15 protein-coding genes are annotated in these 13,197 nt (G+C 60.6%); 6 read left to right on the top strand and 9 right to left on the bottom strand.

The window, feature by feature from the left end; all coding sequences use genetic code 11:
* The first annotated feature begins 1 nt into the window (after position 1).
* Together AB8B02_RS29485 and AB8B02_RS29490 are read left to right on the top strand one after the other, a co-directional pair.
* Entirely contained in the window at positions 2-562 is a 561-nt protein-coding gene (locus AB8B02_RS29485; RefSeq protein WP_120288404.1) for a hypothetical protein, read from the top strand.
* A gap of 52 nt (positions 563-614) precedes the next feature.
* On the top strand, positions 615-1,478 hold the full coding sequence (locus tag AB8B02_RS29490) for a S1 family peptidase (RefSeq protein ID WP_120288405.1): 864 nt from the start codon (positions 615-617) through the stop codon (positions 1,476-1,478).
* Between the two features lie 536 nt (positions 1,479-2,014).
* Here the strand turns inward: AB8B02_RS29490 and AB8B02_RS29495 are convergent.
* From AB8B02_RS29495 to AB8B02_RS29510, 4 genes are all read right to left on the bottom strand, one after another.
* A complete protein-coding gene (locus AB8B02_RS29495; RefSeq protein ID WP_120288406.1) occupies positions 2,015-2,266 on the bottom strand; it encodes a hypothetical protein in 252 nt (83 codons plus the stop codon).
* A 616-nt stretch (positions 2,267-2,882) separates the two neighbouring features.
* A complete protein-coding gene (locus tag AB8B02_RS29500; protein ID WP_068733204.1) occupies positions 2,883-3,227 on the bottom strand; it encodes a DMT family transporter in 345 nt (114 codons plus the stop codon).
* A 62-nt stretch (positions 3,228-3,289) separates the two neighbouring features.
* Positions 3,290-3,946 carry a DsbA family protein gene (locus AB8B02_RS29505; protein WP_120288407.1) on the bottom strand — a complete coding sequence of 219 codons (657 nt, stop codon included), beginning with the start codon at positions 3,944-3,946 and terminating at the stop codon, positions 3,290-3,292.
* 105 nt (positions 3,947-4,051) lie between these two features.
* Positions 4,052-4,531 (bottom strand): DUF721 domain-containing protein, encoded by a 480-nt coding sequence (locus tag AB8B02_RS29510; protein WP_068733742.1) that lies wholly within the window; start codon positions 4,529-4,531, stop codon positions 4,052-4,054.
* Between the two features lie 28 nt (positions 4,532-4,559).
* Between AB8B02_RS29510 and mutY the strand changes: the two genes are divergently transcribed.
* Positions 4,560-5,672: an A/G-specific adenine glycosylase gene (gene mutY / locus AB8B02_RS29515; protein ID WP_120289106.1), complete on the top strand. Its 1,113-nt coding sequence runs from the start codon at positions 4,560-4,562 to the stop codon at positions 5,670-5,672.
* A gap of 43 nt (positions 5,673-5,715) precedes the next feature.
* Here the strand turns inward: mutY and AB8B02_RS29520 are convergent, their stop codons facing one another.
* The gene (locus AB8B02_RS29520) at positions 5,716-7,005 is read right to left on the bottom strand and encodes a flavin-dependent oxidoreductase (RefSeq protein WP_120288408.1); all 1,290 of its coding nucleotides are present in this window, start codon (positions 7,003-7,005) and stop codon (positions 5,716-5,718) included.
* A 205-nt stretch (positions 7,006-7,210) separates the two neighbouring features.
* On the opposite strand from AB8B02_RS29520, the gene AB8B02_RS29525 reads away from it, so the two are divergent.
* Both AB8B02_RS29525 and AB8B02_RS29530 read left to right on the top strand, forming a co-directional pair.
* Positions 7,211-7,747, top strand: coding sequence for a PAS domain-containing protein (locus AB8B02_RS29525; protein ID WP_120289107.1), 537 nt, complete (start codon positions 7,211-7,213; stop codon positions 7,745-7,747).
* Positions 7,710-9,035 carry a methyl-accepting chemotaxis protein gene (locus tag AB8B02_RS29530; protein WP_120288409.1) on the top strand — a complete coding sequence of 442 codons (1,326 nt, stop codon included), beginning with the start codon at positions 7,710-7,712 and terminating at the stop codon, positions 9,033-9,035. The genes AB8B02_RS29525 and AB8B02_RS29530 overlap by 38 nt, the downstream gene beginning before the upstream one ends.
* 78 nt (positions 9,036-9,113) lie before the next feature.
* Here the strand turns inward: AB8B02_RS29530 and AB8B02_RS29535 are convergent, their stop codons facing one another.
* Positions 9,114-9,449, bottom strand: a complete 336-nt coding sequence (locus AB8B02_RS29535; protein ID WP_089262415.1) for a hypothetical protein — start codon at positions 9,447-9,449, stop codon at positions 9,114-9,116.
* Between the two features lie 156 nt (positions 9,450-9,605).
* On the bottom strand, positions 9,606-10,529 hold the full coding sequence (locus tag AB8B02_RS29540; RefSeq protein WP_120289108.1) for a LysR family transcriptional regulator: 924 nt from the start codon (positions 10,527-10,529) through the stop codon (positions 9,606-9,608).
* Positions 10,530-10,620: 91 nt separating this feature from the next.
* On the opposite strand from AB8B02_RS29540, the gene AB8B02_RS29545 reads away from it, so the two are divergent.
* Positions 10,621-11,049 carry a nuclear transport factor 2 family protein gene (locus AB8B02_RS29545; RefSeq protein ID WP_120288410.1) on the top strand — a complete coding sequence of 143 codons (429 nt, stop codon included), beginning with the start codon at positions 10,621-10,623 and terminating at the stop codon, positions 11,047-11,049.
* Positions 11,050-11,102: 53 nt separating this feature from the next.
* Here the strand turns inward: AB8B02_RS29545 and AB8B02_RS29550 are convergent, their stop codons facing one another.
* Together AB8B02_RS29550 and AB8B02_RS29555 are read right to left on the bottom strand one after the other, a co-directional pair.
* A complete protein-coding gene (locus tag AB8B02_RS29550; RefSeq protein ID WP_120288411.1) occupies positions 11,103-11,789 on the bottom strand; it encodes a glutathione S-transferase N-terminal domain-containing protein in 687 nt (228 codons plus the stop codon).
* Positions 11,790-11,938: 149 nt separating this feature from the next.
* Positions 11,939-13,072 carry a site-specific DNA-methyltransferase gene (locus AB8B02_RS29555; protein WP_093759553.1) on the bottom strand — a complete coding sequence of 378 codons (1,134 nt, stop codon included), beginning with the start codon at positions 13,070-13,072 and terminating at the stop codon, positions 11,939-11,941.
* Positions 13,073-13,197: the final 125 nt, after the last annotated feature.

Genomic DNA, 13,197 nt, shown 5'->3' on the forward strand with positions numbered 1-13,197 from the left:
AATGTTGATGATTGCCGTTGATTGGTACGGCCCGTTCAATTCGATACGCAGCGCAAAGGTTGTTTGTGAGCAGAACGGCGTTACGGATTTTTTGTATCTTGCGATAAGCAAAGACGGAAAGGACAAATCCTATATTGGCCTGTCGGGGAATGCGACCGGACGCCTAACGGAGGCCCACCATATTTTAGGTGGGCTAGAGGAAGGTGACATAGATTTGTGGATTGGTTTGATTTCTTCTCAATCGGAGGCTGGGCGCAAGCCGGCTGATGCGTACGTTACTCACAGCGGCGTGTTGCATATTGCGGAGCACATGATCGCCTACTTGCTAGAGACGACTGAGAACGTGAGTAAGCGTAGAAATCCACCAGAACGAAGCGCCGCAGTATTTAGTAGATGGTTCTGGCCAGTTGCTCCTTGGAAACGGCGAAGTCATCGCGCGCACCCGAAGTGGCCTGATTTTATCGAGTTCGACGCGGATGAGAAGTTTGCAAAGCTAACGTGGTTTGGTGGGAAACTCGTCAAGTACGACGCTGAACAAATTGAAGGCCTCAAGCGAGATTAGCCGCGTTTGCTTTTATGCAACCACAGACGCAGGTTAAAATCAGAGATATCTAATGTGGCGGATTGCCGGGGCCGTTCTCATTATGACAGCTATTGCAACAGCCGAAGCTGCTCCGGTGGCAACGCAGATTTTCGAGCTGAATACAATTCTTATGGAAACGACCTTCCAAGTAGTAGGTCCAAGCTCCAAAGAAAAAGGAAAGAGTTCGACGGGAACCGGATTTGTAGTCGGCAAGCCCGATAAAGCGGGCGCCTTCAGCTATTTCGTGTTGGTCACCGCCGCTCACGTATTCGATGACATTGAGGGTGACGTCGCTACGATAACCACCCGTGAGAAACAGACTGATGGCTCGTATGTGGTCAAGCCGAAAAGTCTTTTCATTCGCGATAGCGGAAAGCCCATCTTCGTCCGCCACCCGAGCCTGGACGTGGCCGCTATATACGTGGCATTGCCTGCTTCGTACGGTGCAATGAAGCAAATTGGCGACACTCTCCTCGCTTCAGAGGCAGATGTCAGCAAGTACGAGATCCATGCAGGCGATGAATTGTTTTGCCTGGGATACCCATTAGGTGCATCGGGCCCGTACGGCTTTCCTGTCCTTCGTAGCGGGAAGATCGCCTCTTTTCCGCTCACTCCAGTTAAGTTGCATCCCAGCTGGATATTCGACTTTCGTGTATTCCCCGGCAACAGTGGCGGCCCTGTTTACCTTATCGATCGAAGTCGGATGTATAACAACAACATCAATCTAGGCGAAACGCTTCAGATGGTTGTCGGTCTCGTTACGCAACAGCTCTTCGCCAACGATGGCACATCGTCTCCTCGGGATCTCCAACTCGGTGTCGTGATCCCAGCAGAGTTTATTCGAGAGACGATGAACTTGTTGCCTGCTGATCCGCCCGAATCGACGACAAAGTGACTTTTGCTGCAGCGGATACGGCGAAGGAGTTCCTTGGCTATTAGGAGAAGGTAGCCGACGGCCCTCCATCATGCCAGCGCTTGGCCTGCGAGCTGGTCGTTGCTCTACGGCATGCGGTCGCTTCGGTGTCAGTTGGATTTTGGATGTCGAGGCTGCGTTGGCCGCGGCCCGATTGGTCGGAGCATGAGTATGGAGCGCTACGTGTGCCACTCGTGCTCCGCCCTGTTGGCGCAAGATAGAGGCGAGCTAGCGTCGCTGCAGATCAACTCACACGTCCCGCGCATATCCATTCGGACGACGCTGCTGCGGCGCGCCGAGCACGGCGATGCAGAGGCCGAGAAATGCCAGGCCGATGATCTCGCAGATGAAATTTTCAAACATGATACGCCCTCACGCTAATGGGATGAGAATGCGGAGATGGCGCTTAAGCGTTCCTTAATGCGCGTTTACGCTTCGATAATGTGTGGAAACACAGTTAATCCGCGAGGACACTATCCGTTAACATCCGGCTATCGCAGGGTGTCAGCCGCAGGGTGTCAGCGGGCGTGAGTCTCTGCGCTGCGCGGCATCGGAATTTTGGCCTTCAGCGCGGCTTCGCCTTCGGGCGTGATGCAATAGCGCACCAGCGAGCCGGCCTGGAGCGCGATCCAGGTCTTGGCGACCATCTTGGACAGGGTCTTCGGCCCGGCAGGCATCAAATGCGGCGCAAGCAGGCCCGGCGTATCGCGCAATTTCTGAAGCGCGGTGCGCTCGACATAATGCGGCAGGTGGCTGGCGCGTGTCGGCATGGGGCAAGTCTCATCGAGTTGGACGAGGGGGACTGAACTATTCTTTTGGGTGAACTACATGAACGCATGAGCGCGGCTTCAGTTGCATCCGGCATCGAAAAAATGCCCGGCGGGTACTTGACAGTTTTCCTATAAGATTATAATCAAATCTTATCCGGTTCGCGAGGGGCGCTTCATGAGGCGTCTTGAGGTGGGACAGGATGCGGCGCCTGCGGGTGTGGGGTGACGTACCCCGCACACTCGGGAGGCTTGGGGTCACCGTCCGGGCCCACTACGGGGCTCTGCCACTCATGCTGGCTGGACGTGGTATTGGTGAACGGCGCGAAATCGTCGGGATAAGCGGAGTGCGGAGCTCTGCCCTTTACCCGGAAGAACGGTCCCTCAGCTAAAAAGACGTCGCGGTGGCGCGCCCTCAAGGCGTTGCGCGGTTGCAGCTTGCCGGCGTTCCGGTGGAGCGGATCGCGACACACACCACCCTTTGCGCCTGATGGCGCGCCGCCACCCCTCATGTTTCAGGAGGGGGATTGCTCACACCTCGGACGCGCAAGCGCCGCGAGAATGCGAGAGCTCGGCTGTTTGAAGCGAAGAATCAGAGAAGACGATGCGCGGCAGCGCGCTAATGCGACGCGCTGGCCGAGAACGCGTTGACGATGACCACGCCGGTCAGGATGAAGCCGATGCCGATAATGGCGGCGAGATCGAGCGCCTGCCGGAACGCGAAATAGCTCACCGCAGAAATCAGCACGATGCCGAGCCCGCTCCAGATCGCATAGGCGATGCCGACCGGCATCACTTTCAGCGCATGGGACAGGAAATAGAGCGACAGGATGTAGCAGACGGCCATGCCGAACGTCGGCCAGAGCTTCGTGAACTGCTGCGACTGCGCCAGCAGCGCCGTGCCGATGGTTTCGAGCACGATGGCGCAGCCGAGGGCGGCGTAGTTGAGGAAGGTCGGGGTCATGAAAGGGCTCGGGCGTTCAGGAATCCCTCCCCGCGCAAAAACGGGGGAGGGACAAGAAGACCTCAGCTCTTCAGCAGCGGGGTGATCTTCTTGGAGAATTCCTCGAACGACTGCTCGCCCTTCAGCATTTCGCCATTGATGAAGAAGGTCGGTGTCGAGTTCACCTTCAGCACTTCATTGGCGTATTTCTGGTCGGCGGCGATCTTGTCGAGCAGCGCCTGGTCCTTCAGGCATTCTTCCACGGCCTGCTGGCTGAGGCCGGCCTGCTTGCCGATGCGGGTCAGGGTTGCGGCGGTGTCCTTCATCACCCAGTCGTTCTGCTGCTTGAACAGCATGTCGATGACGGCGAAGTACTTGCCCGAGTCTTCCTTGGCGATGCAGCGCGCCAGCATCGAGCCGGCGGCGGCCTTGATGTCGAGCGGGAATTCGCGAAACACGAAGCGGATCTTGTTGGTGTCGATGAAGGCTTCCTTGATCTTCGGGAACACCTGCTCGGTGAAGGCCGCGCAATGCGGGCAGGTCATCGAGGCATATTCGGTGACGGTGACGGCGGCATCCTTCGGGCCGAGCGCCATGTCGGGCAGCGACACCGGCTTGGCGACGTCGACGGCGTTCTGCGCGAATGCCTCGGAGATCAGCTGCAGCGGCGACAGGCCGATGGCTGCTGCGGCGCCGGTGAGGGCAATGGCGGCGGTGAAGTCACGGCGCGTGATGATCAAAGGAATGCTCCAAAGCGGCGGCGGACGCCGGGACAAGGTTCGCTTCGCTAACTTGAAACCACAAATGTGGCAAGCACGCGCCGGTTCCGGCCGGGCTGGAAAGCCTCAACTTCGCTTGATCGAGGCGCCGAGCCGCGCCAGCGCCTCGCGCAAGGCGTCGTCCTCGACCTCGGGCAGCGTTTCCGCAACCTGGGCGATGGCCTTGGCATCCGGCGGCTTCACGGTGCGGCGAGGCTGCGGCCGTGACAGCGGCGCCTGGCGCAGCGCGATCTTGCCGACCGCATTCCAGCCGAAAAAGCGATTCACCCGCTGCAGGATCGCATCCGACGAATGCTGGATCTCCAGCGCCATCGGGCCCTCGACGCGCAGGATGAGCGTCGCCGGCTCCTGCGGCTGGCCTTCCACCGGCCGCGGCCACTGGATCTTCAAGGGCTCCGAGAAATTCGCCACCTGCTGGCCGGCGATTTCGGCCCAGCGTGTCACCAGCTCGCGCGAAGCAAAGCCCTGTTTGGCATAGGCATCGGCAAACACCCCGCCGAGCAGGACGGAGAGTGGTTTCGCCGAGATGTAGCCGGGCTTGTTCATGGTCGGGCGTTTTGGATACATGGTCGGCATGAGTCTATCAGCCGCCGCCACCCGACGAAAGAAACCTTCCGCACGGGATAGCGGGGAAAGCGCCGCCGCCAAGCGTCCGGCCCAATTGCTCGCCTGGTATGACAAGCATCGCCGGAGATTGCCGTGGCGGCCTTTGCCGGGCGAGGGCATCGATCCCTATCGGGTCTGGCTGTCGGAAATCATGCTGCAGCAGACCACGGTTCAGGCGGTGGGGCCGTATTTCGCCAAGTTCCTGGCGCGCTGGCCCACGGTGAGCGATCTCGGCAGCGCCTCGCAGGACGACGTGCTGCGGATGTGGGCAGGGCTCGGCTACTACTCCCGCGCGCGCAATCTGCATGCCTGCGCCGTCACCGTGCTGCGCGATCATAGCGGCGCCTTTCCGGATACCGAGGACGGCCTGCGCGCGTTGCCCGGCATCGGGCCCTATACGGCATCGGCCATCGCCGCGATTGCCTTTGGCCGCCAATGCATGCCGGTGGACGGCAATATCGAGCGCGTGACGTCGCGGCTCTATGCGGTGGAAGAACCGCTGCCGAAATCCAAGCCCGTCATCGTGGGGCTCGCCGCCACGCTGCTCGGTCCGACGCGCGCGGGCGACAGCGCCCAGGCGCTTATGGATCTGGGCTCCACCATCTGCACGCCGAAGAAGCCCGCCTGTGCGCTGTGCCCGATCAACGACGATTGCGCCGCCAGGACACGCGGCGATCAGGAGACGTTTCCGCGCAAACTGCCGAAGAAGGCCGGCACCTTACGCAAGGGGGCAGCCTTCGTGGTCACGCGCGGCAACGAACTCCTGGTGCGCACCCGCCCGGAAAAGGGCTTGCTCGGAAATATGACCGAAGTGCCGTCATCGGAGTGGCTGGCGGGTCACGATGACAAGGATGCCTTGAAGCAGGCGCCGACCCTGAAAAATCTCACGGCGTGGCATCGCAAAGTCGGTGCGGTCACCCATATCTTCACGCACTTCCCGCTGGAGCTCGCCGTCTATACGGCGCATGTGCCGCCCCGCACCCGCCCCCCGGAGGGGATGCGCTGGGTCCCGATCGCAACATTGGATGACGAAGCTCTGCCGAACGTCATGCGCAAGGTCATCGCGCATGGACTGGATTGAAGTTTGAATCCGGACGCTTGAATGCGCCGGCGCGCGAGCTGCATCAGCCCGCGCCGGAAAGTTGCGATGATTGCGGCATCGTCACGATCGGCGGCTTCGCATTGAGGCCTTCAACCTGGAATCCGGCGACGCGCTTGTAGTTGGCGGCGATGTCTTCGAGTTCCTGCTGCGAGAGCACGTCGGTGACGACATTGAATCCCTCAGGCGCGCGCTCCTCGACGATCTGCATGACCTGTTCCGGTCCGTTGCGGCGGTTCAACATCACAAGGTCGGTGGTCGCGGGGCGTCGCTCGGCCTCATAGGCTTCGAGCGCAGCCGGCACGTCGCCAAGCGCAAGAATTTCACGCGTCAGTACGCGTGCATCGAGGATGGCCTGCGACGCGCCATTGGAACCGATCGGATACATCGGATGCGCGGCGTCTCCCATCAGCGTCACGCGGCCGAGGGTCCAGCGATCGACCGGATCGCGGTCGACCAGCGGATATTCGTACGCGTGCGGGCAATTGCTGATCAGACCGGGTACGTCGAGCCAGTCGAAGCGCCAGTCCTTGAACCAGGGCAGGAATTCGTCGAGTCTGGCCGCACGGTTGTAGTCCTCGCGGCGCCATTCATAGGTCGGCGGCATGTGCCGTTCGGCCACCCAGTTGATGTCGTATTTGCCGTCGGCGTCCGGCTCCTGCGAGATCGGATAGCAGACGAATTTCAGGATCTCGTGGCCGGCCATGATCATGGTGCGGCCGGTCAAAAACGCATCGCCCTTGGTGATACCGCGCCAGAGAATGCGGCCGTTCCAGAGCGGCGCGCCTTCCTGCGGATAGAGCTTCTGCCGGATCGCCGAATGGATGCCATCGGCGGCAATCAACAGCGTGCCGTCATAGCTGCCGGCGGATTTGCCGGTGACCTTGTCGATGAAGTCGGCGCGGACGCCGTCCGGCGTTTCGGTCCAGCCGCTCAGGTGATGGCTGGTGAGGATGTTCTCGGCGCCAAGGCGTTCGATGGCGGTGTCGAGCAGGATCTGCTGTAGCCTGCCACGATGGATCGAGAACTGCGGCCATTTGTAGCCGGCTTCGATGCCGCGCGGCTCGCTCCAGATCGGCTTGCCGTGCTTGGAGAAGAAGGCGAGCTCGCGGGTGCGCACGCCCGATGCGTCGAGCTGGTCGTGCAGGCCGAGCTCGATCAGCTCGCGCACCGCATGCGGCAGCACATTGATGCCGACGCCGAGCGGCCTGAGTGCCGGCACGCTTTCAAACACGCGGCATGGCACGCCGATCTGGTGCAGGCTGAGCGCAAGCGTCAGTCCGCCAATTCCGCCGCCCGCAATGAGAACGGTCATCTTTGTTGCCTCCCCCTCGATTTGATCGAGGTCATGGCACGGGAGAGGCGATGGCGGCAACTGGGACGATCGCGACGGGGAAACGCGTCCGATCGTCCGCCGGCAGCGAATTCATGGTGGACGGAACCTTAACGCAAAATTCAGCCGCGTTCCCTAATACCGGTAGCACTACTTTTGGGGTGAATCGGTCACCGACAGGTCAATGATGTCCAACCAGATTAAGCCGAGCGGCCGCGAGACTTTCTTTCCGGCATCGGAGCTCATCGTATCAAAGACGGATCTCAAGGGGCGCATGACCTATGTGAACCGTCTGTTCTGCAAGATGGCCGGTTACGAAGAGGCCGACCTGCTCGGCCAGCCGCACAACCTCATTCGTCATCCCGATATGCCGCGCAGCGTCTTCAAGCTGCTCTGGGACACGGTCGAGGAGCGCCGCGAGATTTTCGCCTTCGTAAAAAACATGGCGAGCAATGGCGATCACTACTGGGTCTTCGCCCATGTCACGCCGTCCTACGGCCTCGACGGCAAGATCGCCGGCTATCATTCCAATCGCCGTGTCCCGCCGCCGGATCTCATCAAGAAGACGATCGCGCCTCTTTATGCCGACGTGCTGGCAATCGAGAAGCGACACGTGAACGGCAAGGAATCCCTCGCCGCCGGCTACAAGGCCCTTACCGATTTCGTTGCATCCCAGAAAGTCAGCTATGACGAACTTATGTTTTCTCTCAAGAGCGCAGCTTAGCACGCTCGTCGTCATTGCCGGCTCTGCGCTTGCTCTGGTGCTTCAGTTCTTCGGTCTTCCGCTCGCGGCCATGGTCTGTCAGGCCGTTGCGATCGCTGCGGCTGTTACCGCGCTTGTCCTGATGGGCAAGACGGCGCGCCTGATCGAGAAGGCGCGCGTGGCCTGCCAGCGCATTGCGCAGGGCGACTTCGAGGCCCGCATTCTGGGAATTCCCGTGCGCGGCGTGACCGGCGAGTTGCTGCACAGCGTCAATGACATGATCGACGGCTGCGATGCTTTCGTGCGCGAATCCACCGCGGCGATGGCAGCGCTCAACGACAATAAATATTACCGGCGTATCCTGCCGGGCGGATTGCATGGCGGCCTGCTGCATGGCGCGAAAGCGATGAATGCTGCGACCGACAGTATCGCCGACCGCATCAGGAATTTCGAGCGCCAGACCAGCCAGCTTGAATCCACGGTGGGTGGCATCGTATCCGCGCTCGACAGCGGCGCGGTCGAGATGAGCAGCACGGCAGGCAATCTGCGGACTGGCGCATCCTCGACATTGACCCGGGTCACGTCGGTGGCGGCTGCATCCGAACAGGCGTCCGCCAACATGCAATCGGTGGCTTCGGCCACAGCGCGGCTGTCGTCAAGCGCCAGCGAAGTGGGCGCCGACGTCAATCGCTCGGCGGCGATTGCCGGCCGCGCGGTCGAACGCGTCGCCGATGCAGCCAGCAATGTCGATGTGCTTCGCGCTGTCGCCGTACGCATCAGTGAAGTCGTGACCTCGATCAACGTGATCGCCAGCCAGACCAATCTGCTGGCGCTGAACGCAACGATCGAGGCGGCCCGCGCGGGCGATGCCGGCCGCGGCTTTGCCGTGGTGGCGCACGAAGTGAAGGCGCTGGCGACACAGACCGCCAACTTCACCGCCGAGATCGAAAAGGAAATCGGCCAGGTTCAGTCAGCGACCGACAAAGTCAGCTCGTCGATCACCGAGATCGGCACCGTGATTGCGGAAGTGAACGAGATCACCGGCAAGGTCGCGAGCGCCTCCGAAGCGCAGTCGGCGGCAACGGCCGATATCGCGCGCAACATCGACGAGGCCTTCGCCGTCGTGCGCGAGATTTCAACCAACATCCAGTCGCTGGCAACGACCGCCAAGGACACCGAACAACTCGCCACATCGACCATGGTGGCATCGGGCGATCTGTCGTCGCAGTCGGGATTGCTGACCAAGGAAATCCGCGGCTATCTCGGCGAGGCCCGGCAAAATCTGGTACGCCAGGCTGCCGCGCGCTGATCGCGTCCGCTCATTTCGAATGATCTGGAATTGGCGCCGTTGCGGCGCCAATTTCGTTTGTGGTGAAAGGCGCGCCTGTTAGGCGCTGATATCCGTGAAGAAGCCGCTGGCGCTGCCGCCATTCTCGGTCTTCTTGTTCACGGCTTCCTTGATCTTGTCGGCAATCTTCTGCTCGACCTCCCGGCGTTGCTCCGGCGACATGTTGTTCAATTCTTCTTCCGTTACGCCGATGCTCGACAGCAGCGCGTCGCGCATTTTTTCTGCTGGCGTCTTTTTCGCGTAGTCGAGGAATTTCTCTTCCGGCGATTTTGCTATCGCTGTTGCATTGCCGAGGCCGCTCTCGGCCTTGTCGGATGGCTGCAGTCTGGTCGGAAGCTTGAAGGACTGCATGCTGGAGATAATGGAGTTCGACATCTGAATTTCTCTTGCTGTGAGATGTTTGCGACCCGCTACGCAAAAATCAGGCCATCAGAAATATTCAGAAATCATAAGCGGTTAGGTATTTGTAGTAGCTGTCAGGCGTTGCCTGCCGGCAAGCTTTGCCGGCAAAATTGACCGAGGCGCGCTGCGTCAGGCCGTGCGGCGCTTTGGCGGGTCGAGTTCGCGGCCGGTCTCCAGCATGATCTTGCGGAGCCAGATCGATCCGGAATCGAATTGCGCGCGTGTCGGCGTGAACATGAATTGTTCGTCGATGCCGGGATCGAATGGTGGCGCAATTGTCGTGAGCGATAGTGGCTGAGCCAATGCGGCAATCAGGCGTCGCGGCACAAAGGCCACGAGATCGGTCCGTGCCGCGACATGCAGCGCCTCGATATAGCTCGGCACGACGAGGGCAATCTGCCGCTCCAGTTTCTTGCTGCGCAGCCAGTCGTCGATCAGATCTTCGCTCTGGCCGCGGAGCACCACGGCGATATGACGGGCTTTGAGAAATCCCTCGGTCGTCTTCAGGCGCGCTACTGCCGGATAGCCCTTGCGGACGGCAAGGGCGTCGGAATCGACATAGAGCAACTGACGATGGAAGCCGTTGAAGGCGTTGCCGATGCTGATCACCATGTCGAGGCTGCGGGCGAATTCCGCCGTCATGATCGACGGGCCGCGCCATGGCACGATGTTGATCTGGACGCCCGGCGCGACACTGTCGAGCTTCTTCATCAATGGCGGCATCAGCAGTTCGACAGCCAGATCCGGCATCATCAGCCGAAAGTGCCGGTCGCTTTGGCGGGCATCGAAGACATCCGGGATGAACAGTCCGCGGACTTGCTCCAGTGTCTGGGCAAGTGGACCGCGCAGGGCCTGCGCGCGCGGCGTCAGCTCCATGCGGGCGCCGACGCGGACGAGCAGGGGATCGCCGAGAACATCACGGAGCCGGCGCAGCGCGTGGCTCGCCGCCGGTTGCGACAGGCCGATCCGCATCGCGGCTCGGCCGACATTGCCTTCCAGCAGCAATGCATCGAGCGCGACAAGCAGATTGAGATCCAGCGCGGCTAAATTCATGAGCCGAATATATATCATACAGACTATCGATTGGAAGAATGGGGATTGTCCAACCCATACTGCGTCATCGTTCAAACGATGGAGCAGAACAATGAGCACGGCAGACAACAAGAAGCTTATTCAGCAGGTCTATAGCGATTCAGCCAACCGCAGCGGCACGACCTTCGCCGATCATCTCGCCGATGACGCATGCTGGATCGTCGTCGGCCAGTATTCCTGGGGGCGTACGTTCAAGGGGAAGGACGCGATCCTCAACGGCCTCATGGGGCATTTCAGGTCGCTATTCGACATTCGACCGCGCACGGTCGCTTCCAACTTCATTGCGGAAGGCAATCTGGTGGTGGTCGAGGCCAAGGGCGACAATGTCACCAAGACTGGCGATCGTTACGACAACGACTACTGCATGGTGTGGCGCGTCGAGAACGGCAAGATTACCACGATCAAGGAATATTGCGACACGGCGCTCGTGGAGCGGGTGCTGGGCCCTTTCCCGGAGGAAATGGCGCGCCTGCACGCCTGACACATAAATGCCGGGCGCAGTGTTGCGTCCGGCATTCGTTGGATGGCTCGTGATCAGGCTGCGCTGGTGGCGAGATGTTTGAACATGGCGGCGCGGGCTTCGTCGTCCATCTCGGCCTTGAACTTGAATGTGTCCTTCAGGGCGACAGCCTTCGCTGCGGCCGGGCGTGCCGAGATCTCATCATGCAGGCGCTTTACGTTGGGGAATTGGCCAAAGCCTTCGTCGCCGAGAATGAAGTTGGTCATCCGCACCCAGCCCCAGACATCCATGTCGACGATCGTGTAGCTGTCGCCGACCATATATTGCCGTCCGGCCAGGCGTTCATTGAGCACGCCGAGATGGCGTTTCGCCTCGAACTGATAGCGGTTATGCGCGTAATCGATCTTCTCTGGCGCGAAATGCTTGAAGTGCACGGCCTGGCCGAAAAACGGACCGACGCCGGTGGCGACGAACATCAGCCAGGACAGCATCTCGCCGCGATTGGCCGGGGTGTTGGCGGGTAGGAATTTGCCGGTCTTCTCGGCGAGGTAGAGCAGGATGGCGTTGCTGTCGAACACCTTGACGCCGTCGTCGTCGATCGCCGGCACTTTGCCGTTCGGATTGACCTTCAGGAAGTCCTGATTGAACTGCGCGCCTGTGCGGGTGTCGATGGCGATGGGCTCATAGGCCACGCCGGCTTCTTCCAGAAACAGCGCGACCTTGGTCGGGTTCGGCGACCCGTTGAAGTAAAACTTCAGCATCTCAAATCTCCCTGGATTTCATACGTCAAAGCACGAGGCGGGGCCGCTGATGCGGACCGTCGTCTCGTGCTTGGAATTCAGGGGGAGTGCAAGCGATGTTTTGACGATGGCCGGGCGCATGCGTCCGGCCGGTGGCATGGGTGGGGCGTTTAGACCGCGCCCATCTCGCTGCGGATTTCGGCGCGGAGTTCGTCGATCAGGCGCAGGCCCTTCTTGGTCTCGACGTGCCAGAACGTCCAACCATTGCAGGAGGCCGAGCCCTGGGCCATCGCGCCCATGCGATGGATCGAGCCGACCTTGTCGCCGAACATGATGGCGCCGTCGGCGCGCACCAGTGCGCCATGACGCTTCTTCAGATCGACCAGCTTGGTGCCGGGCGAGATCATGCCGCGCTCGACCAGTTCGGAGAACGCCACGCGGGGTGCGCTGCGGGCGGTCATGAACGGTGCCAGCGTTGCCTCGGGCAGTGGCTCGATCGCGGCGATGCGTGCTTCGGCAGCGGCGGCATAGTCGCGGTCGCGTTCGAAGCCGATGTAATTGCGACCAAGGCGCTTGGCGACAGCGCCAGTGGTGCCGGTGCCGTTGAACGGATCGATCACGAGGTCGCCGGGCTTCGACGACGACAGCAGCACGCGGGCGAGCAAGCCTTCCGGCTTCTGGGTCGGGTGAACCTTCTTGCCGTCCGAGCCCTTCAGGCGTTCGTCGCCGGTGCAGAGCGGGATCAGCCAGTCGGAACGCGCCTGCACGTCTTCATTGGCGGCCTTGAGGGCTTCGTAATTGAACGTATAGCCCTTGGCGTTCTCATCGCGCGCAGCCCAGATCATGGTCTCATGCGCATTGGTGAAGCGACGGCCGCGGAAATTCGGCATCGGATTCGATTTGCGCCACACGATATCGTTGAGGACCCAGAAGCCGAGATCCTGCATGATCGCGCCGACGCGGAAAATATTGTGATAGGAGCCGATGACCCACAGGGTCGCCGACGGCTTCATGATACGGCGTGCGGCGAGGAGCCACGCGCGCGTGAAGTCGTCATATGCGGCGAATGACGAGAACTTGTCCCAGTCATTATTCACCGCATCGACATGCGATTCATCGGGGCGCTTGAGATCGCCCTTCAGCTGCAGATTGTACGGCGGATCTGCGAACACCAGATCGACCGACCCTGCCGGGAGTTTTGACATCTCTGCGACGCAATCACCAATGACGATGCTGCTGCTCGGAGAGGTTTCGAAGTGAGAGCGGGGCGCCCTTGCAGACGCCCCGCGACGCGAAACAACCATGACTCAATTACTCTGACTCAGGCGACGCTGTCGGCGACGCGGGACTAAACAACCGACAGGCAGACATTGACCGGGCAAAGTAAAAATCGACTTAATTGGTAACGAGTTCGAACTAGGCAAGTTTT

Origin of the sequence: Tardiphaga sp. 862_B3_N4_1 (assembly GCF_051811085.1) — a bacterium.
Classification (GTDB): Bacteria; Pseudomonadota; Alphaproteobacteria; order Rhizobiales; family Xanthobacteraceae; genus Tardiphaga; species Tardiphaga robiniae.

Excerpts from the sequence above, each read along its gene's own strand:
- AB8B02_RS29485 (WP_120288404.1), top strand. The coding sequence starts at position 2 with ATGTTGATGATTGCCGTTGATTGGTACGGCCCGTTCAATTCGATACGC.
- AB8B02_RS29490 (WP_120288405.1), top strand. The coding sequence starts at position 615 with ATGTGGCGGATTGCCGGGGCCGTTCTCATTATGACAGCTATTGCAACA.
- AB8B02_RS29495 (WP_120288406.1), bottom strand. The coding sequence starts at position 2,266 with ATGCCGACACGCGCCAGCCACCTGCCGCATTATGTCGAGCGCACCGCG.
- AB8B02_RS29500 (WP_068733204.1), bottom strand. The coding sequence starts at position 3,227 with ATGACCCCGACCTTCCTCAACTACGCCGCCCTCGGCTGCGCCATCGTG.
- AB8B02_RS29510 (WP_068733742.1), bottom strand. The coding sequence starts at position 4,531 with ATGAACAAGCCCGGCTACATCTCGGCGAAACCACTCTCCGTCCTGCTC.
- mutY (WP_120289106.1), top strand. The coding sequence starts at position 4,560 with ATGAGTCTATCAGCCGCCGCCACCCGACGAAAGAAACCTTCCGCACGG.
- AB8B02_RS29520 (WP_120288408.1), bottom strand. The coding sequence starts at position 7,005 with ATGACCGTTCTCATTGCGGGCGGCGGAATTGGCGGACTGACGCTTGCG.
- AB8B02_RS29525 (WP_120289107.1), top strand. The coding sequence starts at position 7,211 with ATGTCCAACCAGATTAAGCCGAGCGGCCGCGAGACTTTCTTTCCGGCA.
- AB8B02_RS29530 (WP_120288409.1), top strand. The coding sequence starts at position 7,710 with ATGACGAACTTATGTTTTCTCTCAAGAGCGCAGCTTAGCACGCTCGTC.
- AB8B02_RS29535 (WP_089262415.1), bottom strand. The coding sequence starts at position 9,449 with ATGTCGAACTCCATTATCTCCAGCATGCAGTCCTTCAAGCTTCCGACC.
- AB8B02_RS29540 (WP_120289108.1), bottom strand. The coding sequence starts at position 10,529 with ATGAATTTAGCCGCGCTGGATCTCAATCTGCTTGTCGCGCTCGATGCA.
- AB8B02_RS29545 (WP_120288410.1), top strand. The coding sequence starts at position 10,621 with ATGAGCACGGCAGACAACAAGAAGCTTATTCAGCAGGTCTATAGCGAT.
- AB8B02_RS29550 (WP_120288411.1), bottom strand. The coding sequence starts at position 11,789 with ATGCTGAAGTTTTACTTCAACGGGTCGCCGAACCCGACCAAGGTCGCG.
- AB8B02_RS29555 (WP_093759553.1), bottom strand. The coding sequence starts at position 13,072 with ATGGTTGTTTCGCGTCGCGGGGCGTCTGCAAGGGCGCCCCGCTCTCAC.